The following is a 20,524-nucleotide window of genomic DNA, read 5'->3' as shown; positions in this document are numbered from 1 at the left end:
TTTAGTGGATTTGGACGGGTTACCACCTGACTAATCCATTATAAAGGACTTTTTCTTTGCACAAAATAATAATATTGAACATTTTGAGTATTTTTAATAGTGAATTTAAATTAATGCAACACTAGTGTTTTCGTGTTGATAATTTTTTTCCGTTTTTCAAAATCAATCCAAAAGAAATATGTTGAATTGCTTCGGACCACTCCAATCCCATTTTGTTTAACACAATTTTTAACTGCGAAAAGTGTAGGCTTTGTTCGTTTCCAACAATATACAAAGACTTTGTGAAATGATAATTCTTTTTTCGATGAATGGCAGCTGTTATGTCTCTTGTCGCATACAAAGTTGCACCATCAGACTTTTTTATTAAACATGGTGGTACATTTTCTCCAACATCTACTACAAGTGCCCCATCAGACTCTATTAATAGCTTTTTTTGTTGTAATTCATCCACTATTGGATCCATTTTGTCATTGTAAAAAGCTTCCCCTTGATAGGAATCAAAAGTAACCCCAAGTAGATCATAAATCTTTTGAAATTCCTTTAATGATTCTGTTCGAAACCATTCCCATAGAGCCAATGCAGATGGCTCGCCGTCCTCTAATGATTTAAAAGCTGCTCTTCCTTTATCATTAAGGGTTTCGTCTATTTCCGCTTCTTTATGAAAACGAATGTACAGTTCTAGTAAAGTTTGAATAGGGGCTTTTTCCACCTTCTTTTTGTCTCCCCACAAATGATAAGCTACGAGTAATTTTCCGAACTGTGTGCCCCAATCACCTAGGTGGTTGATCTTAATTGGTTTGTAACCACTTTTTTCTAGTAATAAGGCAATTGAATTTCCTATAACTGTTGAACGTAAATGTCCCATGGAAAATGGTTTTGCAATATTTGGAGAGGACATATCAATTGTAACTATATCTCCAGCTCCATGATAAGAAGAACCATATTGTACACCTTCTTTGTGAATGGAACTCAAAACGGAATTTGTAAATGGTACACGTTTCATGAATATATTTACGTAACCGTTTACTGCTTTTGCATTTTCAATATTTTCGTCCTTCAAACGTGTTGCTAATTCTTCTGCTATTACATGAGGCGACTTCCTTTGTTTTTTGGCAAATGAAAAACAAGGTAGGGCATAGTCACCTAAATGTGCATACGCAGGCACCTCAATCATATTCTCCTCGATTATTTCGGATGTGAAATTTTGAAGAATGTCTACAACTAGCTGTTTCATCTAAACTCCTCCTAAATAAAAAAAGCCCTCGTCTCATCATAAAAATGAGACGAAAGCTTGAACTTCCGCGGTACCACTCAATTTGCCTTTAATAGGCCACTTTCTCTTAACGGTGAGTCTCCGGCTTAAAAGAAAAAGGGCGCTTGCGTTTTTCATTTTAAGCATCTCCAAAGTGCGGTTCACAACTCATCATAACTAGGCTAACACCATCCCTAGCTCGCTTGGTATTCCGATGTTGTTACTCTCTTTATCTCAGATATTAAAAATGAATTTACCAAATAAGAGAGAAGATGTCAACTTGTTTAGTGAAGTAAATAGGGTGGTATAAATATATACAGCAGTGAGAAACTAAATGTAAGGAAAATGAAAAGAGGGATATTGTGGATCATACTATTTCATATGGTGATGATTATAAATTTATACCTGCAACATCAGTTGGAAGTGGTGTAGGATTTGAGGTGCTCCCAGATATTTTTTGCCATACGATTCAAATTGTCAATATTTGTTTAGTTGGACACCCTCAGTCTAATGATTTTGTTCTAGTGGATGCTGGTATGCCACATTCATCAAAGGAGATTATCTCCATTATAGAGGAACGGTTTGGTGAAAATAAAAAACCTAATGCCATTATTTTAACTCACGGACACTTTGATCATGTAGGTGCAATTATTGAGTTAGTGGAGAAATGGGATATACCAGTTTATGCACATAGTTTGGAACTGCCTTTTTTAACAGGCAGGGAAAGTTATCAAAATCCAGATCCTACAGTAGAAGGCGGTATGGTAGCCAAAATGTCTGCTATGTTTCCAAAGGATCCAATTAATTTAGGAAATCTTGTGAAGGAATTGCCATCAGATGGAACAGTTCCTCATATGCCAGGTTTTAAATGGATTCATACTCCTGGACATACGCCAGGTCATGTATCCCTGTTTAGGGATGAAGATAAAGTTTTAATAGTTGGAGATGCATTTGTTACTGTAAAACAAGAATATTTATATAAAGTAATCACTCAGGAGCAGGAAATTAGTGGCCCTCCAAGATATTTTACAACAGATTGGGTGGCAGCAAGGGAATCAGTAGAAAGGTTAGCCGAATTAAAACCCAAAGTAGCTGTTACAGGGCATGGCTTACCAATGACTGGTGATTTATTAGCTAGTAACCTACATCTATTAGTAAAAGATTTTGAACAGATCGCGATGCCTAGTTATGGAAAATATGTTGATGAAATAAAAAATTAGCTTTAAACCCACCTCTTAAAAAAGGGTGGGTTCTTTTAATTGACAGAATATAAAGTTAAAATAGAAGTATACAAGGGTGTGGAAAATGAGAGGGGTACAATAAATGACATTTTCAATTATTGGCTATGATCCGCAAACGAAAGAGTTAGGTGTGGCAGTAGCGTCCAAATTTTTAAGCGTAGGAGCAGTCGTTCCTTTTGCAAAATCCGGTGTAGGCGCTATCGCAACCCAATCCTGGGCAAATTTAGATTATGGTAAATATGGACTTGAGTTGCTTGAAAAAGGACTGGAACCTAAGGAAGTTTTAAAGAAACTTGTTGAAAATGATGATAGGTCTGCACTTAGGCAGGTAGGAATAGTAGATGCACAGGGAAAAAGTATTACCTTTACAGGCGAGGATTGTTATGATTGGGCAGGTGGTTATGCTGGAAAAAATTTTGCTATACAAGGAAATATTTTAGTGGACCATCACACTGTAGAAGCAATGCAAAATTCTTTTGAGCAAGCAGAGGGCTATTCCTTAGCTGAACGCTTATTAGCTGCTTTGTATGCGGGAGATCTTGCAGGTGGTGACAGCCGTGGAAAACAATCTGCAGCTTTGTTAGTTGTAAAAGAAAATGGCAGCTATGGAGGATTTAATGATCGCTATATTGACCTTCGAGTAGATGATCATGAAGAGCCTGTTAAAGAGTTAGCGCGTTTATTAAAATTACATCGGCTCTATTTTGAAGCTACTCTGCCTGAAGATGTTTTAAAAATAGAAGGTGAACTACAAGAAGAGATTCAAAATTTACTCTATGAAAATGGCCATTTGGATCGAGATCTTGAAGAACGTGAGGATTTATTAGATGCAGTGCAATCTTACCACCTCATGGAAAACTTTGATGAGCGAGTTCAACAAAGGGGATTTATAGATCAAAAAGTCTTGGATTATATGCGGATTAAATAAATGAGGAGAATCATAGAAAAATAGGGTTCCTCCTTTTTTAATAAATTATCGGGACAGAATATCTTAAGTGGGGAGAAATAGATGGAAACAATTGAAATAGTTGAGTTAGACGAAAAGAATTTAGATAATCAGGGATGTTATTGTCTTCGTAGTAAGCCAAATTCAACAGGTTACATAAATAAAAATGAATGGCTTAAAGGCAGTTTCAGTGAAGGTTTAAAGTATATAAAAATTATAGAGAATAACAAACCAGCAGGCTTTATTGAATATGCACCTATTGAAAAATCTTCAAAAGTAGTCTATGGCGAGAATTATTTAGTCATTCATTGTTTATGGGTTAATATCACGGGAAAAGGGTATGCCTCATTATTAATTAATAAATGCATTCAAGATGCAAAGGAACAGAGTAAAGATGGAGTTATTGTGATTACAAATCCAGACACTTCTTGGACACCAAGTAAGGACGTTTTTGTTAAAAATGATTTTTTTGAAGTAGATCATGCTCCTCATGGTTTTGAATTACTTATAAATAAATTTGGAACCTCACCTAACCCATATTTTCCAAAGGATTGGGACGAGCGGCTTGAACCTTTTATAGATTTAACAATTCTCCGTACACAGCAGTGCCCATTCGTAGATATTTCAACCGATAATGTGCTCAATGGAGCAAACAAATTAGGTATAAATGCCAAAATTATTGATATAAAAAACAGAGAAGAGTTGTTGAGGCTTTCGCCAACGCCTTATGGTATCTATGGAGTCGTCTATAAGAAAAAATTAGTTTCATTTCATAGACTCACCGTTCACTCTGTCATGAAACGGTTAAAGTCTATTCAGTATAACCTTTAATCTAGAATATTAAAGAGTAAAAATTAGAACTGATAATATTGGAGGTCATAACTATGAAAATAAAAGGTTTTGGTGGAATCTTTTTGAGATCAAATGATGTTGATTCATTGAAAAAATGGTATAAAGAAACTTTAGGAATATCGATGGACGATTGGAATGGCACTATCATTAAACCGGATGCTGACAACGAAACAATTCTCAAAGGAGTCAGGCCATGAAAGATAACGAATTTAATGTTTATCATATCGTTACTAGGAATAAAATGAGTCTGGGGCAGATAATTAACTTTGACAAGAACCAAAAAAATACCTTATATAGCTTCTTTTTTGAGAGGGAACAATTGAACTCTAAAGGTGAAGACTTTATACAGATTTTATACGGTAATTATTCAAATGAAGGATTGAACATTAGTAAAGAGAATGCAGAAGTGGCTATTAAGTATGTAGGTCAAACAATCAGAGCAGTTAGAGAAGTGATAGTAGAAATGGTTAGACTGCAAGAATATCATGAATATCCTTCAAGATTGTCTTGCTTATACGCTGCTAAAAGCTATGAAGACGCTTTAAAATGGAAAGAATTATTTGATTCTTACAATCGTAAAGTATTGCAGATTGTTAAACTTCGAGTTATTGGGAATTATTTTGAGGGTGATGGAAACCTTTTACCAAAGGAAGACGGGGTTCCTTTTTCTATAAAAATTGAACAAGCTAGAGAATATTGGAAGGGTAATATAAACAATGAGCTTCCTGAGCTTTTGATAAACGGAAAAATTGAAGTGGTAGAAATAATTGATGATTTCTCATTTTAAATTCTATGAAAGCAGTGAGAATAGGGATACGTTTAATATGGGGTTTGTTCAACTAACATAGGTGTTGATCAATGAAGGGATTAACTCTTTTTTATTGACTTAATTGAACTAAATGGGCAGGTTAATTCAATAACAAAGCTTTGGTTGTACTATAAAATTTGGACAAACCGAAAGGTGTTTTTCAATGTAATAGTGTATACTTAATTTATGCAACAAATTTTCTAAATTATTAATTTTTTATTGGAGGAATTATGAAACTAGGCGCATTCTCTGTAAGTTTAAGTGTAAAGGACATTAACAAATCAAAATCATTTTATGAAAACCTAGGATTTCAAGCATTCGGAGGGGATATTACCCAAAAATGGCTCATTATGAAAAATGACAGTTGCGTAATTGGTCTATTCCAAGGAATGTTTGAAAAGAACATGCTGACTTTTAATCCAGGATGGAATGAAAATGCCGAAAATCTTACTTCGTTTACGGACATTCGAGACATCCAAAATCAGCTTAAAGAAAATGGTATTAAACTACTGTCTGAAGTAGATGAAACAAGCAAAGGGCCAGCACATTTCACAATTGAAGATCCTGATGGAAATACCATTCTTTTAGATCAACACAGATGAAATGAAGGGAGCGATTCTTTATAAGAATCGCTTTTTTTTATAGAACAAACGTGTGTTTTAGTTGAAGAGTTCATTGAGTTGCAATGCAGCTCTTTTTTCTTTTTCAACTAACGAAGCTGGTTAGCTGAAGAAGGAATCTATATGGTAAAGTTAAGTAATAGTTGTTTAAGGAGGGTACTGCATTTGGGATTTGATGTGGTCTTATATAATCAAGAAGGTGGAGAGATTGGAATATACGAGATGAGTGAAAGTCTACATAATAAAATATTTAATTCTAAGAAACTGTGGCGTAGCTATTTGGAACTTAGAAGACTAAGCGATTTTTATCTTACTAATGAAACATTTTCAGGAGAGAGACTTTCCAACCTAATAACAGACCTTAATAATTACAAAGTATATATTTCGATAAATAAACTTAACGAATTTGAAGAATTTATAATACAATTGTCCAGTTCGGAAATAGGCAGGGTACATATTGCTGGAGACTAAACGATATCTTGTTCTCGTTGAACACACGGGTGCTTTAGTTGAAGATTATGGGTTGCATAGGCAACTCTTTTTTCTTTTTGAATTAACGTACAGATTAGTTGAAGAAGACGTATCTATTAACGAAATACTATCAGTAGATAAACAAGGAGGTTATAGTTATATGACACATCCATATGAAATATTTGAAGGAACAAATTTATGGGACATTATTAATAAAGGAATTAATGACCTTGTAGAAAATAATGACATTGAAGAAACGACTCAAAGAGAATATATCGTTGGCTATCTTTGCAAGTTAATAAATGAATTAGAAACAAAAAAATAAGTAGTCCATATTCAACTAATGGGTTCTTTTGTTGAAGAACACATGGTTACTTAGGCAACTCTTTTTTCTTTTTGAACTAACGGGGGAGTTTAGTTGAAGAAGAACAGTATTTTAATCTAAGTTTAATTACGGTAAATGACAAGGAGTTTGGATAATTATTATGGACAATAATTCATTAAGGTTGGCAATAGAAAATGAAAAGTTTGATGATGCAGAAATCATTTTAGAGGAAATTAGCAGAAGTAAGGACATTCAAGCAATTCCTCTACTTATTGAATACTTACAAAGTACAGAAAATGCTTTATTTAGAAACTCCATTGCATTAACGTTAAGTGATATTGGGGACGAAGAAGTGGTACAACCGTTAATAGATGTTATTAATGACCCAAAAACTTTAGGTTTTAGAGGAACACTATTATACGCACTAGAACCATTCAATTGTTCAGCACATTTAGAAACACTAATTTACCATTTGATAAATGGAAACTTTGAAGTACAAGCACAAGCATATAAATTGATAGAATCAATTAAAGGTGAAATATCAGATGAAGTTTTATTGAACTGTATTATTGAGGTAAAAGAAGAGTTAAATGAAATAGAACGACGAAAGGATATATTATCAGATACTTTAGAAACGATGTTTGCTTTTAAGAAAAATAATTAAGTCTTGTTCTTTATTTGGGCTTTACATGAAGAATGTTGAAATGCTTTGGCGTCTTCTTTTTCTTCAACTAACGGGGCAGGTTAGTTGATAAAGAAGACGCTCTACTCTCTCATATTTTGTTTTACTTTCACTAACAGTGTAGATCTTATCGCTTACCTCTGGTATCAAATAAAAAAAGTACTTGATGCTCAGTCGCACCAAGTACTGAAAAATTATGAAAGAACCATTTTTCGCTTCATTCGCCACAAGAAATAAAGAACGGGTAAAATCAGGAATGCAGATGCCGAGATGCCTCCTGCAATTGTTGTATATAATGCTAACAACCCTACTAATGGACCCCCAACAATTTGGCCAAAAGCATCAAGTTGCCCGAACATGGAAAGTGTGGTTGCTCGACCTTTTGATTCAATTTGTTCATTTGTAATGATGCTCATTAACGGGTAGTTTACGTTTCTCAGTGCACTTGTCACCCAGTACATCACCACAGCTACCCAGAAATGACCGGTCCATGCGAAAATAAGCATCGTTCCTGTCAACACTGCATTTGTCAGTAATAGCGCATCTGCGTAACGACCTTTCGCATTTTTCTCAACAAAACGTAGTACGACAATATTAAGTAAAAATGCAACCGCATAAAAAGCACCGAACCAATAGATGGACTCATTTTCTGACAAATTATAGTCAGTAATGAAATGGGCACCATATAAACGGTCGAATCCTTCGCTGGCAAGCCCCCATAATAACGTAACCATTGCTATACTAATTAGCACAGTATTCCCGCGAATCTGTGATAGGCCAACCTTAATGGTGGTAACCATATGAGTGACACCCGAGACACCTTTTTCACGTGTTACTTTGACAAATTTGGTTTCGGGTAGCTTAATGAATGCCCAGACTGCAAGGGCAATCAGCATGACACCTGCAAATATAATCGCCGTTTGCACCGACCAAAAGGTCGCAATCGCCACACTGGCCACAATTCCTGCAAAACGTGCAAAAGATGAAAATTGTGAACCACGAAGGAACGTGGTGTCTAAGTTTTCGCCTTCTAACTCATCCGCAATCCATGCTTGTTCAGCCCCACTTATGAAGGTCCAGCCTATTCCCCACATCGCAGAAGCTAAAGCAATCGCCCAAAATTCTGGCGTACTCCCTTCAAGTACATGTGCCAACCCAATAATAACTGTGCCCAGTGCGAGAGAATGTTTTCGTCCATAGTGATCTGCATACAAGCCTGTTGGCATTTCAAACAATAGAACGGAAACTTCCATGATTGTGCCGATTAGAACCAGTTGTAATGCATTTAAATCTGCTTGCGTTACATAATAAATAGCATTTAATGTGAATACCATTTGAATAAAAAATGATCTAGAACTTGTGATTGTGTAATAAAAACTTTGAATGCTCACTATAATTCCTCCGATTTAGTTGATTCTGGTCTGAATCAAATCGGAGATCATATTATTAAACCAACATGCCCTCCAATTTGAATGAAGAAATCAGTGTTTTTCTTTGCATATGTATCTCTCCTTTACTATTAATCAACTCAGAGTAATAATTATTCTGAATATTGTCAAGAATTATTTAGGGAGTGAATTAAGTCAATTTGTAGTCATCCATACTAATACGGATATTCAAAAAAGATATAACCAAAGTTACCTTTCAAAAAAAACTTTTGGAACTAACGGGTGCTTTAGTTAAGCATGTGGCTGCCTGTAAGGGTAGCTTTTTCTTATTGAACTAACGCAGCAGTTTAGTTGAACAGTGGAGTAACAAAACTACTGTCAAAACGACTTATTGAAAAGGGGGTTGTGTTTTTGAAAGCGAAACATGTCTGGTTTTTTATGCTAATCTTTATTTCACTCTTTGTCACGGCTTGTACAAAAAATGAAGTAGAAGGTAACGAATTGAAAAAAATGATATAGATACCAAGGTCAGAAATGTGGTAGTAGAATATTTCAAACAAAAGAATTCGAATCAACTTAACTCGGTAAATGAATGGGAAAACGCATCTGTGAAAAAAATTACGGCTGATGAAACATATAAAAATTTAGATGAATCATATATAGGGAAAGAAATATTTGTAGTTACGAAAGTAGATGCACTTGCTGCACCACTTGTATTTGTTGACCCGAACACATTAGAAGTGATAGGGATTATTCCGGGGGAATAATAGTTCTGTTCTTCAACTAACGGATGCTTTAGTTAAACAAGACCATCATTTTGATGGTCTATTTTTATCTTTAGATTATCAAGTGGTTTTTGACGATTGTTTGTGAAATGTTACACTTAAATTAACGCAGCAGGTTAGTTGAAGAAGGTTTTTACAGAAAAATGAAGAATTACATAGATATGCAGTAATAGATGGTTTTCAACAGGCATTTTTCTAGTTAGGTATAGTAGCATTTATTGGTGCCTTGTTAGTGCTGTTATTTGCCCGATCAGCGAAATAAAGAGAGCAGATTCAATAAGTAAAGCCCGGTATTTAATTCCAGGGCTTTAATATGTTTTAAGACTATGATATAAGATTAAAAAGTTGCCAGTAGTTACTTTTCGGTCTTAATGATACCTCTAAAATGTATAGGATTCACCGTCATTCGGTACCAATACATTGGACGAGATTCCTTTTTCTTTAATGAAGTATCTTAATTCTTCTCTAGATAGTGTCCAATGATTTACAGCTTCCATATGGACAGCAATAATTTTTGCGTTTGGAACAGCCTTAACAACCTCATAGACATCATCTTTCCCCATCACAAGAGAACCGCCTTGAAGGAATTGATTATCTCCAGCGTTTACCACGACTATTTCTGGTTTCTGTGAGTCAATTACTTCCTGAACTGCATCGTACCATACTGTGTCCCCAGCAACATATAGTGTTTTCTCTTTGGGATGTTTGAGGACAATTCCACATACTAGACCAGCAAGTTTTAAAATTTCGCCTCTTCCATGCTCGCCTTTTGTTTTAATTAATTGTATACCTTCAAATACCGTATCCTCACGTAAAACCTCTACATTTTCGAAACCAGCGTTTCGAATTTCTCTTGCATCTTCTTCATTTTGGGTAAATAGTTTGATGTTTTTTGGCAATGCCTTTTTTGCAGCCTCATCCCAATGGTCTAAATGCAAATGAGTGACAATTACAGCATCAATATCGGATATAATCTTGTCAATGGATGTTGGTAAGTCCATTAAAGGATTGCTTTGATCTTGTCTTGGTGAGTTTGGAAAGGGGGGATAAGTTCCTTTTTCCGCCAACATAGGATCAATTAGAAACTTTTTACCTGCATATTCAATGATAATTGTTGCATTACGAATTAGTTGTATATTCATATTTATTAACTCCCTTATCTTTTAAATTTTCTTGGTACAATGTATAGTCTATACTATGACTCATAGGCGGATACATAGATAAAATAAAGTCTTTTATTCATTTGACTTTATTAATGAAAGGAGTTAAATGAATGCTAGATAATACGGACATGCGGATATTAAATGAGTTATCCATGAACAGTCGGCTCACGATGAAAGAATTAGGCGAGAAAGTCCACTTGACTGGACCTGCTGTTTCAGCAAGAGTGGCGAAATTAGAAGATCAAGGAGTGATTGAGGGTTACTCAATTAAAGTCAATCGAGTTAAATTGGGGTGTTTTATACATGCTTATATTACAATCATTACACAAAGTACTTATCATCAGCCTTATTTGTCCTTTATAAAAAACCAAGAAAAACACATAATAAATAACTATAAAATTAGTGGTGAAGGTTGTTACCTTCTCGAATGCAAATTCCCTTCTAATGAAATATTAAATGATTTTTTGACAGCCTTAAATGAGCATGCAAACTACAAATTATCTATTGTTATTGATAAATAGTGGATTAATTCAAATGAGAGTTTATGAATAAATGTACTTAAACTAACGGGTGCTTTAGTAAAAAAGAGCAACGTCTATATAGACTTTGCTCTTTTATATTTAAAAGTATTTCTGATAATACTCTTTCCTTAACCTTCCACTCAACTGAGCATAGATCTTGGTGGTTTCACTCTTCTCATGCCCCATAAGACTTTGTATAACTTCAATCGGAGCTCCATTATTCATTAAATGAGTTGCGTAACTGTGTCTAAGTTGGTGTGGATGAATTTCTTTATTAATTTCAGCTCGATTAGATATCCGCTTGATGATGTATCTCATTTGGGCGACACTCATTTTATGTGGCTGTATTGCTGTCACAAAGATGGCTGAGTTATGGTCATTACGGCTTTCCATATAGCGTTTTAGCCATATGTCAAAACGTGTATTAAAATAAACCTCCCTTTCCTTATCGCCTTTTCCTCTCACGATCGCAGATTGATTGGATCAATTAATATGGTTCTTTTCTAACGCAACTATTTCTCCAATTCGACAACCGGTAGAAAACATGAATTCAAAAATTGCTTTTTCCATTGGGGAATGACAGGATTCACGAAGATGTTCAATCTCTCGTTCGGTTAAATACTTTGGGATTCGCTTACCTACTTTGGGTTCTTTAATTTTGGAAGTTGGATTCTTACTCAGGTAGCCTTCTTCATGGGACCAACGAAAAAATGATTTCATAAAGCGGATGCGATGTGCAAGACTAGCTGGTTTTAAATGCTTACCAGATATAGCAAGATACTCTTTTAGTCCACTTGTATCCAGTAATTCCATCTCTATATCCTTAAAATAACCAATTAGTAGTAAAGACTGTAACTGGTTGGCCCTCAACGTTTGTGGCGAAAAGCCCTCTATTCGCTTATCAGCTTCAAACGAAGCCCATGCATTTGACAGTAACAATTCCATTCCCCCTAAAATGTAATATTAAAAGGATTATTGCCAACTTAATAGAATAATAGACATAAAGAGTTTTTTTACTGACGATGAAGGTTAGTTTGAATAAGACGTTATTATACGCATAATTAACTCATAAGGAGCGCGATAAATGGATGAAAAAAATAAATGATATCCTTGATATTCTTATTAATAAAGGTTTGATAATAAATGATGGTCTGGAATTAAAGCAGTTAAGAAGTGGTACGACCGATGGTGTTCTATATACTCTCTCTGCGAAAAAAATGCCCACCTATGTGATAAAAATTGATAACCCTAAGATAATAAATTCAACTCAGGATTTTCTTTTGACATATAATGATGTGAAATTGATGCCTGATGTTCTTTACACAGACGATAAAAAAGAATTTATTGCCTACTCTTATATTGCAGGAGAGACACACTATAATAGGGGATCTAAGATAGAATGGATGACCATTTTAATAAATGACCTATTCAATAAATACAAAAAGGTTGACAGTGACATTCCATGGGGAAGAGTTAATGGCATACATAGAAACTCATGGTCAGACTTTAATCAAAGTAGTTTGGAGTCTGCCCAAAATAACATAGGAGACCTTTTGACAAGTGAGGACCATAATAGAGTGGAGTTTTTGGTAGATAAATTGAATACTTATCATTTTCAACACGAGAAGTATTATCTACATGGAGATACTGGTGTTCATAATTTTGTATATATGGAAAAACAATTAAAAGGAGTTATTGACCCATCTCCATTAATCGGTCCAAAAGTTTATGATTTTACATATGCTTTCTGTTCTTCTCCTGATAGTTTAGATTTAAAAACGCTTTTGTCAGCATTTTCCCTGTGGAATAATAATTCTTCCTTTACTAGTGAACAGCTTTTAAATGAAGTTCTTTTTCAGTTATATACACGAATTGGAGTTTGTATTAAAGTTCATCCGCACGATCTAAATGATTATTTGGAAGCGTGGAAAGAATGGAGAAAGTACCTTCCCGCTTTCTAATGACGGCATACTTCTTCAACTAAGGAGGGCTTTATTTCGAGAAGGTGTAAACGAAATCGGAATGGATATTATTTTTGAAGAAAAAGTTTCCGGAGCAACAAAAGATCGTGAGCAACTTCAAAAAATGTTAGAGGATATACAAGAAGGTGACATCATTTATGTTACGGACTTAACTCGGATTACTCGTAGTACACAAGATTTATTTGAATTAATCGATAACATACGGAGTAAAAAAGGCAAATTTAAAATCCTTAAAAGATACATGGCTAGATTTATCAGAAGATAATCCCTACAGCCAATTCTTAATTACGGTTATGGCGGGTGTAAACCAATTAGAACGTAATCTTATCCGTATGCGGCAGCGTGAAGGAATTAAACTGGCTAAGAAAGAAGGAAAGTTTAAAGGTCGGTTAAAGAAGTACCATAAAAATAAATGCAGGTATGAATTATGCAGTAAAGCTTTATAAAGAGGGAGATATGACTGTAAATCAAATTTGTGAAATTACAAATGTGTCTAGGGCCTCATTATATAGAAAGCTATCGGAAAGAAACAGTTGATGAGTTATACCAAAAATCGGAAATATATAATAGAAAATAAATTTCATATAGAGGTGAAATTTTATGCCTAAAATTGACAATATGTTAGCAATTCTATGGATGCTTCGTTCAGGTGAAAAAATTACTGCAAAACAAATTTCAGAAAAGTTAGAGATGAATATAAGGACTGTGTATCGTTATATTGATACAATTTCAACAAGTGGCGTACCTATAATTTCAGAACCAGGACATAACGGTGGATACACTTTATTGAACAATTTTATTGAGGCTCCTCTTTTTTTTGATTTTGAGGAGCAAACTTCACTATTTCACGCTGCCGTTTTTGCAGAAGAAGCCGGATATTATGGAGGTGAAGCACTAAATAGGGCTATTTCAAAGCTAAGCAAATATTCAAATCAAGAGCAGGAAACAAAGATAAACCAACATTTAACCAATCTTGAAGTAATAAGTCGATTAAGTTCCCTTTCCAGGGAACCTTTCTTGAGGGAGTTGGAGAAGGCCGTAGCTGACGGATACACTGTAAAAATTCAATACTATAAAGGTGGCGAAGAGAAATCAAAGTATAGATTGGTTGATCCGTACAGAATTATTTATTGGAATAATAAGTGGTATGTGATTGGGTTTTGTCATCTTAGGAATGATATTCGAAGTTTTAGAGTAGATCGAATTGAAAGTCTAATGATAATCGAAAATAAGTTTAACCGGCCAGAAAACTTTTCAGCACGTGACTTTTTTATGAAAAACCTCCTTCCAACTATAGAAGATAAGGAAGGGATTATTTCTTTAGTTATTAATGGAAATACAAGGGCGTTGGATGATATTTGCCAACATTGGTTTTTAGGACATTATTTACAAGAACGGACTTCAAATCAAGCGGTATTTCTTCTTGAAAAAGATATAATACATACATATGTACCTTATTTACTTTTACCGTACGGTAAATCTATTCAAGTTATTGAGCCAATAAGTCTTAAGAAAAGACTTGTTGAAGTTCTGTCGGAACTAATAAAATTTTATCAAGTGTGATAACTTCCCTGACGTTAGCTGTCAGGGAAGTTATTTTATAATAGGCTATATCAATTGTGATTGGAGTGTTATTGTATGCAAACAAAAAAAGTTTATCTTTATGTATTTAATACAATGTCAGACTGGGAATATGGATATTTAATTGCTGAATTAAACTCAGGAAGATATTTCAAAAAGGATTTAGCACCTTTAAAAGTAATTACAGTGGGAGCTAATAAAGGAATTATTACTACCATGGGAGGACTGAGCATAAAACCAGATATTTCCATTGATGAATGTACTCTTGAGAGTAAAGATCTTTTAATTTTACCAGGAGGGACTACTTGGAGAGAAGATATTCATCAACCTATCTTGGAAAGAATTGGCCAAGCTTTAAAGCTTGGCACTATTGTTGCTGCAATTTGTGGTGCAACTGAGGCCCTCGCGAATATGGGATACCTAGATTCTAGAAAGCATACAAGTAATAACTTAGAGTATATTAATATGGTATGTCCTAATTATAAAGGAGAAAGGTTTTATGAGTTGGGACCTGCGGTATCTGATGCGAATTTAGTTACTGCATCAGGAGTAGCTCCTCTGGAATTTGCAATGGAAGTACTCAAAAAAATAGATGTATTTACTCCAGATACATTACATTCATGGTATAACCTAAATAAGACTCATAAACCTGAATACTTCTTCCAGTTAATGAATTCAATAAATAAATGAAGTAACTGAAAAGCTCAATTTCTCTATTTTGATTTGCAGAGAAGCTGGGCTTTTTAATTTGGAATTTCCTTATCGTTGTAAATCCGCATTTTCCTGACGCTACCCCTTAATTAGCAAATTTGGGAAAACTATCAACACGTCACATTGAACTAAGCTAGAAAAAAACTGAAGTTAAGCCATGAAAGAGTAATGGACCTGATTAAATTACATACCAATGAAGAAATCATGACAAAAAAATACTATAAGTGGACAAAAACAAGTAATTTATACAGCTATTTTGCAGCAAACACTTCCAACCATTATATTTGGGCTATAAAAAAATGTGAAGTTATTGCAAATTCTATTATAGAAGAAAAAAAGACAAGTTTGTGAAATAATGTACTTAAACTAAAGGGTGCTTTAGTTCAACACGTGACTGCCTATAAGGGTAGCTTTTTCTTATTAAACTAAAGCAGCAGGTTAGTGAGTAAATTATTTATAAATTTAACAATGAATCCTTTGTATCAGAAAATGCATAAAAGTCAAGTCTTGAAAAGAACATGCGTTCCTTTATATTTGTATCTAGAGACCTTATAAATGAATTAAATTCGTTTGAAAGTAGGTAGTTATAGTGAAGATTGACACACCCAAGATCCCTGAAAATCTAACGGAGAGAAGATTAACAGATATTTTTTACGAAGAAGTTCCTGAATTTGAAATGTGTATGGTTACCGATTCAGAATTTACCGACGAAGCACTTGATCGGCTGCGACTATATAAAACAGTGATTAGGAATTGTAACTTCACAAATACGGATTTTAGCCGAATTGATCTTACCGATGTGCGCTTTGAGAATTGTGATTTATCCAATGCTAATTTGGGTAATGCCTCCATGAATCGAGTTGAGTTTCTTAATTGTAAGTTGCTAGGCAGCAGCCTTACAGAGTCTTATATCGGTAATACAAGATTTGCGGAATCAATTCTTAATATGGTTATGTTCGGTAACTCAAAACTTGAAAAGGTGATTTTTGATGATGCTACGTTAGAAAGCGCTGACCTTTTTGACTGTAAGCTCAAAAAAGTAGAATTTCTTTCATGCAATCTTAATGGCGCGAGCTTTGAAGAGACACCATTAAAAGGAATTGATATAAGCTCATCCGATTTTGATTCTTTAACTGTTTCAATAGAGAACTTAAAAGGATGTATAGTATCAACGTCTCAAGCGATACAATTTGCTTCGTTATTAGGACTAAAAATTCAATAGTATTGATACCGTTTAATCCCCTTAACTTCGTACTTTAATTTTAATGCCTTAAAATGACGTATGAAGGCTTAAAATATTTTGTTTATCATAGGGCAAAATTAAATTTTGATGATATTTATGCAAAGTTTTATACATGCTTTAGCAGGTAAGACGCGCTAAAATACTGTCTTACCAACAATAAATGTAGTGATATTGTAATAATTGAATATATTAAATGAGAGGTTGAAATAGATGACAACTTATCAAGTCATTGATTTAGATAGTTTTCCAAGAAGAAACTATTATGATTATTTTATGGCGACAGACACAACGTTTGAAATGACAGTAAAAATTGATGTTACTCGAGCAGTTAAAAAATGCAAAGACGAATCTATAAGTTTTTATGCTTACTCTATTTTTAATTTGACTAAATCGGTTAACAAGATTCCGAATTTGGGTATGCACACATAGATAAGCAATTAGTAGAATGGCAAGAATTAGTGCCAACGTTTACGAACTTTAATCAAGAAACAGAGTTATTTTATAGTTTATGGTTGGAAGGATTAACAGATTATAAATCAGTTGACCGTGAGTACAAAAAGCTTATAAAAGATTATGCAAACACAAAAGACATCGCACCAATGGGAGTTGTTCCACCCAACGTGGTGAATATTTCATCAATTCCTTGGATGCATTTTGAACATTTTTCATCTCAAACAGGAGCTATCAAAAATAATTTAACACCAATGATTACCAGTGGGAAGTACGAAAAGGTTGGTTCACAATTGCTAATGCCAGTGAATATTAAGGTTCATCATGCAACAGTAGATGGCTATCATGTGACGTTATTTTTTGAAATACTGCAACGTGAAATGAACCGTTAACTTTTAGGAGAAATAGGGAATAGACATTATGCTTTACACGGATAAGGTACTGAACATTTTTATGCACTTCAACTAAAGGGTGCTTTAGCAGAAGAATCGATATGATTTTTATAAAAGTAGCTGGGTTTTAATTTAGAAAGGGATTTTAATCGGAAGGAAAAAGGTATATAGAAAGGGAACTATTTGATATACCAGATTAAATAAAGGAGAGAAGGCTATGAGTAAATCATTTATTGAACAAGTACATTATATTAGAATTCCTGTAAAAGATTTAGAACTGTCTGCACAATGGTATAGAGATGTATTAGGGCTCCAGTTACTAAACATTACTGAGGAACTTGCAATTTTAAAAGTAAATGAAGGACCTTTCTTACTTATCTTAGTTCCTACCGAAGATGAAACATTTGCACATTTTACAATTGATAATGAACAAGAATTTAGCATTGGCTTTACAAGTCCAGAATTATCTAAATTTCATCAACACTTAATTGATAATCAAGTTAAGGTCGAGGATATAAAAGAAGATAATGGTCATGCCTTTTTCCACTTTTATGACCCAAATGGTAATAAACTTCAAGTACACTGGTAAGATTATAATAAATAAATTACCTTATTTCATTAACGGGTGCTTTAACGGAATAAGAACTGGAACGTCCAAATCAGACGTTCCCATATTTTTTGCCTGAAAAACAACAATACTATTTAACAAAGCCTATTTTTAAAGGAGATTGTGAAGGATTCTACTTAAACTAATGGGTGCTTTAGTGAAAGATGTTGGAGTGGAGAATTTGAAACAAATTGTGAAGCAGTTAGTCTAAACAGAGTTTGGCATCGGGGTAAGGGCGCATAATTTACTAAAACGGAAACAGGTGGAGAAAAACAATTTGTTTTTCTTCACCTGTTTAAATTTAGGGACTTATTAGATAGCATGATTTTCATTAGCTCAGTGGTTCGATTTATATTTGTTTATTCGTTTCGATTGTTTCGATAAATTTTTCGATTGTTGAAGTTAAGTAACTATCGGCTCTTCTTATAAAAACGGTTTTAATCTTACTATATTGATCTGGAAGTGTATGACATTGGATGAGTCCACTTTGTTCCATATGAATGACTGCTGACTTTGGAACGAATGTAACGCCAAGTCCCACGACAATACTTCGCAAGATTGTTTCTAATGTACCGAATTCCATCACTTTTTGTGGTGTGATGTTTTGGTCTTTATACCAAGCTTCCAGACGTGCTCGGTATCCACAACCTTCACTAAAGCATATTAACGGTTCCTCTTTCAACTCTTCTAGTGTGGAGGCGCGCATATCTGAAATTAAAACAAGCTCCTCTTGAAACACTTCATGCGATATAAGATCGGGATGAAAGTCTGACTCTGTAACGAACGCTCCGTCCAACTTATGATTTAATACTTCTTCTTCTAATGTTTCTGTGACGCCAGTAAATAACGATAAATCGACATTTTTATATTTCTTAATATAAGTAGATAATATTTTTGGTAAATGAATTACGGTTTCAACTGTTCCAATTTCTAATTTTCCAGACGGTTCATTTTTACTTTGAACGGCTTTTTTCATTTCATCTGTTAACGATAATATTTTTTTACTATAAATTAAAAGTTTTTTTCCTTCAGGTGTCAAACTCATACCACGACGATGTCGGTTAAACAAAGGGGTATTCAGTTCAGTTTCGAGCTTTTGAATTCTCGCTGTAATATTCGATTGCACGTAACTAAACTCTTTTGCCGCATCTGTGATGGTTCCTTTTTCCGCTACCATCTGAAATATCTCTAAGTCCTTAAATTCCACTATTTTCCACCCTTTAATGTTTTCATATTAATATCTATGATATCAATAAAAATGATAATAATCATTATTATTATTCACTTTACAAGATACTCAAATAGATAGATGATGAAATATGTCATCTTAGAAGGAGGTAGAGGGAATTGAGAAATAGTGTATTGTTAGGAACTATTTTATGTTTTATTGCTGCAGTTTCGTGGGGAGCGATGTTTCCTGTAGCGCATGCGGCTTTCAAACATATTAATCCTTTCTATTTTACAATCATTCGTTATGGATTTGTTACGATAATTCTAGTAGCGATGCTATTATGGAAAGAAGGAAAGAGTGCTTTTCGATTTGAAGGAAAAGGCCTCCGTTTATGGTTTTTCGGTACAATGGCATTTACGGTCTATAATCTATTCATCTTCTGGGGAGAAGATTTATTAGGTGAATCAGGAGTGATGGTAGCTTCAATTATGGAGTCATTAATGCCGATGATTTCTATTGTGATTGTATGGACAATTTTTAAAAAAAGGCCCCATCTATTCACATTAATATGTGTGCTTGTGTCATTTATCGGTGCTGCGTTAGTAATTACAAAAGGTGATATTAAAGCATTTCTTGGTGCGACGGATCATTTAATTCCTTCAATGCTCATATTAATTGCAGTTGTTGGATGGGTAATTTACACGATCGGTGGTAGTGAGTTTAGTGGTTGGTCTGCTTTACGGTATTCAACGTTAAGTTGTCTACTTGGAACAATCACAGCTGTTGTTATTACTGTAGGAGCAACGCTGTTTGGATATATATCCATCCCATCTGTAGATAGCGTCAAAGAAGTAAGTCCGCATTTATTGTTTATGATTATATTCCCTGGCGTCATTGCTTTACTTGGTTGGAACATCGGAGTGAGTTTATTAACACCATTAAATGCACTGTTGTTCATTAACTTTGTTCCCGTTACAACACTCTTAATATCGATTTTTCAAGGGAATCATGTAACTAAGTTCGATCTACTTGGTACTGTCCTAATCATCGTTGCACTTTTATTTAATAATGTTTTTGTAAGGATGTTACAAAAGAAAGAATCATTTCAGCGTGTTCAAGCAAATTTGAGTGAAAGTACATCCTAACCAAAAATGCGTCTTTTTCTATAATTATGTTCCTGCAGACAAAACATGGATACAATCAAGTAAATTTCAGACTAAAAAAGTCGATTTCTTTCTCTTTAGGAAATCGACTTTTTATTTATTTTACTTTTACTAAATTTCAATATTTAGTTTAAGTAAATTTGTATACAGCATGCCAATTAAACTTAAAT

General features: G+C 34.2%; 22 protein-coding genes, 3 pseudogenes and 1 other annotated feature. Of the genes and pseudogenes, 20 read left to right on the top strand and 5 right to left on the bottom strand.

From position 1 onward, the window contains the following. Positions 1 to 121 precede the first annotated feature (121 nt). On the bottom strand, positions 122 to 1,234 hold the full coding sequence (gene argS / locus PGC35_RS03965; RefSeq protein WP_375218259.1) for an arginine--tRNA ligase: 1,113 nt from the start codon (positions 1,232 to 1,234) through the stop codon (positions 122 to 124). 42 nt (positions 1,235 to 1,276) lie between these two features. Beyond that, positions 1,277 to 1,497, bottom strand: a binding site (T-box leader). A gap of 129 nt (positions 1,498 to 1,626) precedes the next feature. Here argS and PGC35_RS03960 point away from each other — a divergent pair. From PGC35_RS03960 to PGC35_RS03920, 9 genes are all read left to right on the top strand, one after another. Continuing rightward, positions 1,627 to 2,472, top strand: a complete 846-nt coding sequence (locus PGC35_RS03960; protein WP_371256499.1) for an MBL fold metallo-hydrolase — start codon at positions 1,627 to 1,629, stop codon at positions 2,470 to 2,472. Positions 2,473 to 2,575: 103 nt separating this feature from the next. Next, positions 2,576 to 3,421, top strand: coding sequence for a DUF1028 domain-containing protein (locus PGC35_RS03955; RefSeq protein WP_375218258.1), 846 nt, complete (start codon positions 2,576 to 2,578; stop codon positions 3,419 to 3,421). Between the two features lie 81 nt (positions 3,422 to 3,502). Beyond that, complete coding sequence (locus tag PGC35_RS03950) at positions 3,503 to 4,270, top strand: GNAT family N-acetyltransferase (RefSeq protein ID WP_375218257.1); 768 nt, start codon at positions 3,503 to 3,505, stop codon at positions 4,268 to 4,270. Positions 4,271 to 4,323: 53 nt separating this feature from the next. Then, the gene (locus PGC35_RS03945) at positions 4,324 to 4,488 is read left to right on the top strand and encodes a hypothetical protein (protein ID WP_375218256.1); all 165 of its coding nucleotides are present in this window, start codon (positions 4,324 to 4,326) and stop codon (positions 4,486 to 4,488) included. Continuing rightward, positions 4,485 to 5,078, top strand: a complete 594-nt coding sequence (locus tag PGC35_RS03940; protein WP_375218255.1) for a DUF2441 domain-containing protein — start codon at positions 4,485 to 4,487, stop codon at positions 5,076 to 5,078. Before PGC35_RS03945 ends, PGC35_RS03940 begins: the two co-directional genes overlap by 4 nt. 251 nt (positions 5,079 to 5,329) lie before the next feature. After that, entirely contained in the window at positions 5,330 to 5,701 is a 372-nt protein-coding gene (locus tag PGC35_RS03935) for a VOC family protein (protein ID WP_375218254.1), read from the top strand. Positions 5,702 to 5,884: 183 nt separating this feature from the next. Continuing rightward, positions 5,885 to 6,190 carry a hypothetical protein gene (locus PGC35_RS03930; protein WP_375218253.1) on the top strand — a complete coding sequence of 102 codons (306 nt, stop codon included), beginning with the start codon at positions 5,885 to 5,887 and terminating at the stop codon, positions 6,188 to 6,190. Further along, positions 6,177 to 6,515, top strand: a complete 339-nt coding sequence (locus PGC35_RS03925; protein WP_375218252.1) for a hypothetical protein — start codon at positions 6,177 to 6,179, stop codon at positions 6,513 to 6,515. Before PGC35_RS03930 ends, PGC35_RS03925 begins: the two co-directional genes overlap by 14 nt. Before the next feature lie 160 nt (positions 6,516 to 6,675). After that, complete coding sequence (locus tag PGC35_RS03920) at positions 6,676 to 7,179, top strand: HEAT repeat domain-containing protein (protein ID WP_275788431.1); 504 nt, start codon at positions 6,676 to 6,678, stop codon at positions 7,177 to 7,179. A 212-nt stretch (positions 7,180 to 7,391) separates the two neighbouring features. Here the strand turns inward: PGC35_RS03920 and PGC35_RS03915 are convergent, their stop codons facing one another. Beyond that, a complete protein-coding gene (locus PGC35_RS03915) occupies positions 7,392 to 8,588 on the bottom strand; it encodes an MFS transporter (protein ID WP_275788428.1) in 1,197 nt (398 codons plus the stop codon). Between the two features lie 605 nt (positions 8,589 to 9,193). Between PGC35_RS03915 and PGC35_RS03910 the strand changes: the two genes are divergently transcribed. Continuing rightward, positions 9,194 to 9,352 (top strand): hypothetical protein, encoded by a 159-nt coding sequence (locus tag PGC35_RS03910; protein ID WP_275788425.1) that lies wholly within the window; start codon positions 9,194 to 9,196, stop codon positions 9,350 to 9,352. 398 nt (positions 9,353 to 9,750) lie between these two features. Here PGC35_RS03910 and PGC35_RS03905 read toward each other — a convergent pair whose 3' ends face one another. Further along, the gene (locus tag PGC35_RS03905; RefSeq protein ID WP_375218251.1) at positions 9,751 to 10,512 is read right to left on the bottom strand and encodes an MBL fold metallo-hydrolase; all 762 of its coding nucleotides are present in this window, start codon (positions 10,510 to 10,512) and stop codon (positions 9,751 to 9,753) included. Positions 10,513 to 10,643: 131 nt separating this feature from the next. Here PGC35_RS03905 and PGC35_RS03900 point away from each other — a divergent pair, with 131 nt between their 5' ends. Further along, positions 10,644 to 11,054: an Lrp/AsnC family transcriptional regulator gene (locus tag PGC35_RS03900; protein ID WP_375218250.1), complete on the top strand. Its 411-nt coding sequence runs from the start codon at positions 10,644 to 10,646 to the stop codon at positions 11,052 to 11,054. Between the two features lie 99 nt (positions 11,055 to 11,153). Here PGC35_RS03900 and PGC35_RS03895 read toward each other — a convergent pair. Beyond that, a pseudogene (locus tag PGC35_RS03895) lies at positions 11,154 to 11,993 on the bottom strand (tyrosine-type recombinase/integrase). 149 nt (positions 11,994 to 12,142) lie between these two features. On the opposite strand from PGC35_RS03895, the gene PGC35_RS03890 reads away from it, so the two are divergent. The 8 genes and pseudogenes from PGC35_RS03890 (at position 12,143) to PGC35_RS03855 (ending at position 18,002) form a co-directional block, all read left to right on the top strand. After that, positions 12,143 to 13,015 (top strand): hypothetical protein, encoded by an 873-nt coding sequence (locus PGC35_RS03890; RefSeq protein WP_375218249.1) that lies wholly within the window; start codon positions 12,143 to 12,145, stop codon positions 13,013 to 13,015. Between the two features lie 7 nt (positions 13,016 to 13,022). Beyond that, positions 13,023 to 13,573: pseudogene (locus tag PGC35_RS03885) on the top strand (recombinase family protein). A gap of 63 nt (positions 13,574 to 13,636) precedes the next feature. Further along, positions 13,637 to 14,599, top strand: coding sequence for a helix-turn-helix transcriptional regulator (locus PGC35_RS03880; RefSeq protein ID WP_375218248.1), 963 nt, complete (start codon positions 13,637 to 13,639; stop codon positions 14,597 to 14,599). A 75-nt stretch (positions 14,600 to 14,674) separates the two neighbouring features. Further along, positions 14,675 to 15,307, top strand: a complete 633-nt coding sequence (locus tag PGC35_RS03875; RefSeq protein ID WP_375218247.1) for a type 1 glutamine amidotransferase family protein — start codon at positions 14,675 to 14,677, stop codon at positions 15,305 to 15,307. A gap of 189 nt (positions 15,308 to 15,496) precedes the next feature. Further along, positions 15,497 to 15,679, top strand: coding sequence for a ClbS/DfsB family four-helix bundle protein (locus PGC35_RS03870; RefSeq protein ID WP_375218246.1), 183 nt, complete (start codon positions 15,497 to 15,499; stop codon positions 15,677 to 15,679). 238 nt (positions 15,680 to 15,917) lie between these two features. Continuing rightward, positions 15,918 to 16,550, top strand: coding sequence for a pentapeptide repeat-containing protein (locus tag PGC35_RS03865; protein WP_375218245.1), 633 nt, complete (start codon positions 15,918 to 15,920; stop codon positions 16,548 to 16,550). A gap of 231 nt (positions 16,551 to 16,781) precedes the next feature. Then, positions 16,782 to 17,413 (top strand): annotated as a pseudogene (locus tag PGC35_RS03860) (CatA-like O-acetyltransferase). A gap of 217 nt (positions 17,414 to 17,630) precedes the next feature. After that, positions 17,631 to 18,002 carry a VOC family protein gene (locus tag PGC35_RS03855; RefSeq protein WP_043931838.1) on the top strand — a complete coding sequence of 124 codons (372 nt, stop codon included), beginning with the start codon at positions 17,631 to 17,633 and terminating at the stop codon, positions 18,000 to 18,002. 367 nt (positions 18,003 to 18,369) lie between these two features. On the opposite strand, the gene PGC35_RS03850 is transcribed toward PGC35_RS03855, so the two are convergent. Next, positions 18,370 to 19,227, bottom strand: a complete 858-nt coding sequence (locus PGC35_RS03850) for a LysR family transcriptional regulator (RefSeq protein ID WP_375218244.1) — start codon at positions 19,225 to 19,227, stop codon at positions 18,370 to 18,372. A gap of 140 nt (positions 19,228 to 19,367) precedes the next feature. Here PGC35_RS03850 and PGC35_RS03845 point away from each other — a divergent pair, with 140 nt between their 5' ends. Next, positions 19,368 to 20,336 (top strand): DMT family transporter, encoded by a 969-nt coding sequence (locus PGC35_RS03845; RefSeq protein WP_375218243.1) that lies wholly within the window; start codon positions 19,368 to 19,370, stop codon positions 20,334 to 20,336. Positions 20,337 to 20,524: the final 188 nt, after the last annotated feature.

Origin of the sequence: Psychrobacillus sp. PGGUH221 (assembly GCF_042055255.1) — a bacterium.
Lineage (GTDB): Bacteria > Bacillota > Bacilli > Bacillales_A > Planococcaceae > Psychrobacillus.
This window is presented reverse-complemented; position numbering and strand designations above follow the sequence as displayed.

What these genes read in the sequence shown, in the direction of transcription:
- argS (WP_375218259.1), bottom strand. Translation starts at nt 1,234, where the DNA reads ATGAAACAGCTAGTTGTAGACATTCTTCAAAATTTCACATCCGAAATA.
- PGC35_RS03955 (WP_375218258.1), top strand. Translation starts at nt 2,576, where the DNA reads ATGACATTTTCAATTATTGGCTATGATCCGCAAACGAAAGAGTTAGGT.
- PGC35_RS03950 (WP_375218257.1), top strand. Translation starts at nt 3,503, where the DNA reads ATGGAAACAATTGAAATAGTTGAGTTAGACGAAAAGAATTTAGATAAT.
- PGC35_RS03945 (WP_375218256.1), top strand. Translation starts at nt 4,324, where the DNA reads ATGAAAATAAAAGGTTTTGGTGGAATCTTTTTGAGATCAAATGATGTT.
- PGC35_RS03940 (WP_375218255.1), top strand. Translation starts at nt 4,485, where the DNA reads ATGAAAGATAACGAATTTAATGTTTATCATATCGTTACTAGGAATAAA.
- PGC35_RS03935 (WP_375218254.1), top strand. Translation starts at nt 5,330, where the DNA reads ATGAAACTAGGCGCATTCTCTGTAAGTTTAAGTGTAAAGGACATTAAC.
- PGC35_RS03920 (WP_275788431.1), top strand. Translation starts at nt 6,676, where the DNA reads ATGGACAATAATTCATTAAGGTTGGCAATAGAAAATGAAAAGTTTGAT.
- PGC35_RS03905 (WP_375218251.1), bottom strand. Translation starts at nt 10,512, where the DNA reads ATGAATATACAACTAATTCGTAATGCAACAATTATCATTGAATATGCA.
- PGC35_RS03900 (WP_375218250.1), top strand. Translation starts at nt 10,644, where the DNA reads ATGCTAGATAATACGGACATGCGGATATTAAATGAGTTATCCATGAAC.
- PGC35_RS03890 (WP_375218249.1), top strand. Translation starts at nt 12,143, where the DNA reads ATGAAAAAAATAAATGATATCCTTGATATTCTTATTAATAAAGGTTTG.
- PGC35_RS03880 (WP_375218248.1), top strand. Translation starts at nt 13,637, where the DNA reads ATGCCTAAAATTGACAATATGTTAGCAATTCTATGGATGCTTCGTTCA.
- PGC35_RS03875 (WP_375218247.1), top strand. Translation starts at nt 14,675, where the DNA reads ATGCAAACAAAAAAAGTTTATCTTTATGTATTTAATACAATGTCAGAC.
- PGC35_RS03870 (WP_375218246.1), top strand. Translation starts at nt 15,497, where the DNA reads ATGGACCTGATTAAATTACATACCAATGAAGAAATCATGACAAAAAAA.
- PGC35_RS03855 (WP_043931838.1), top strand. Translation starts at nt 17,631, where the DNA reads ATGAGTAAATCATTTATTGAACAAGTACATTATATTAGAATTCCTGTA.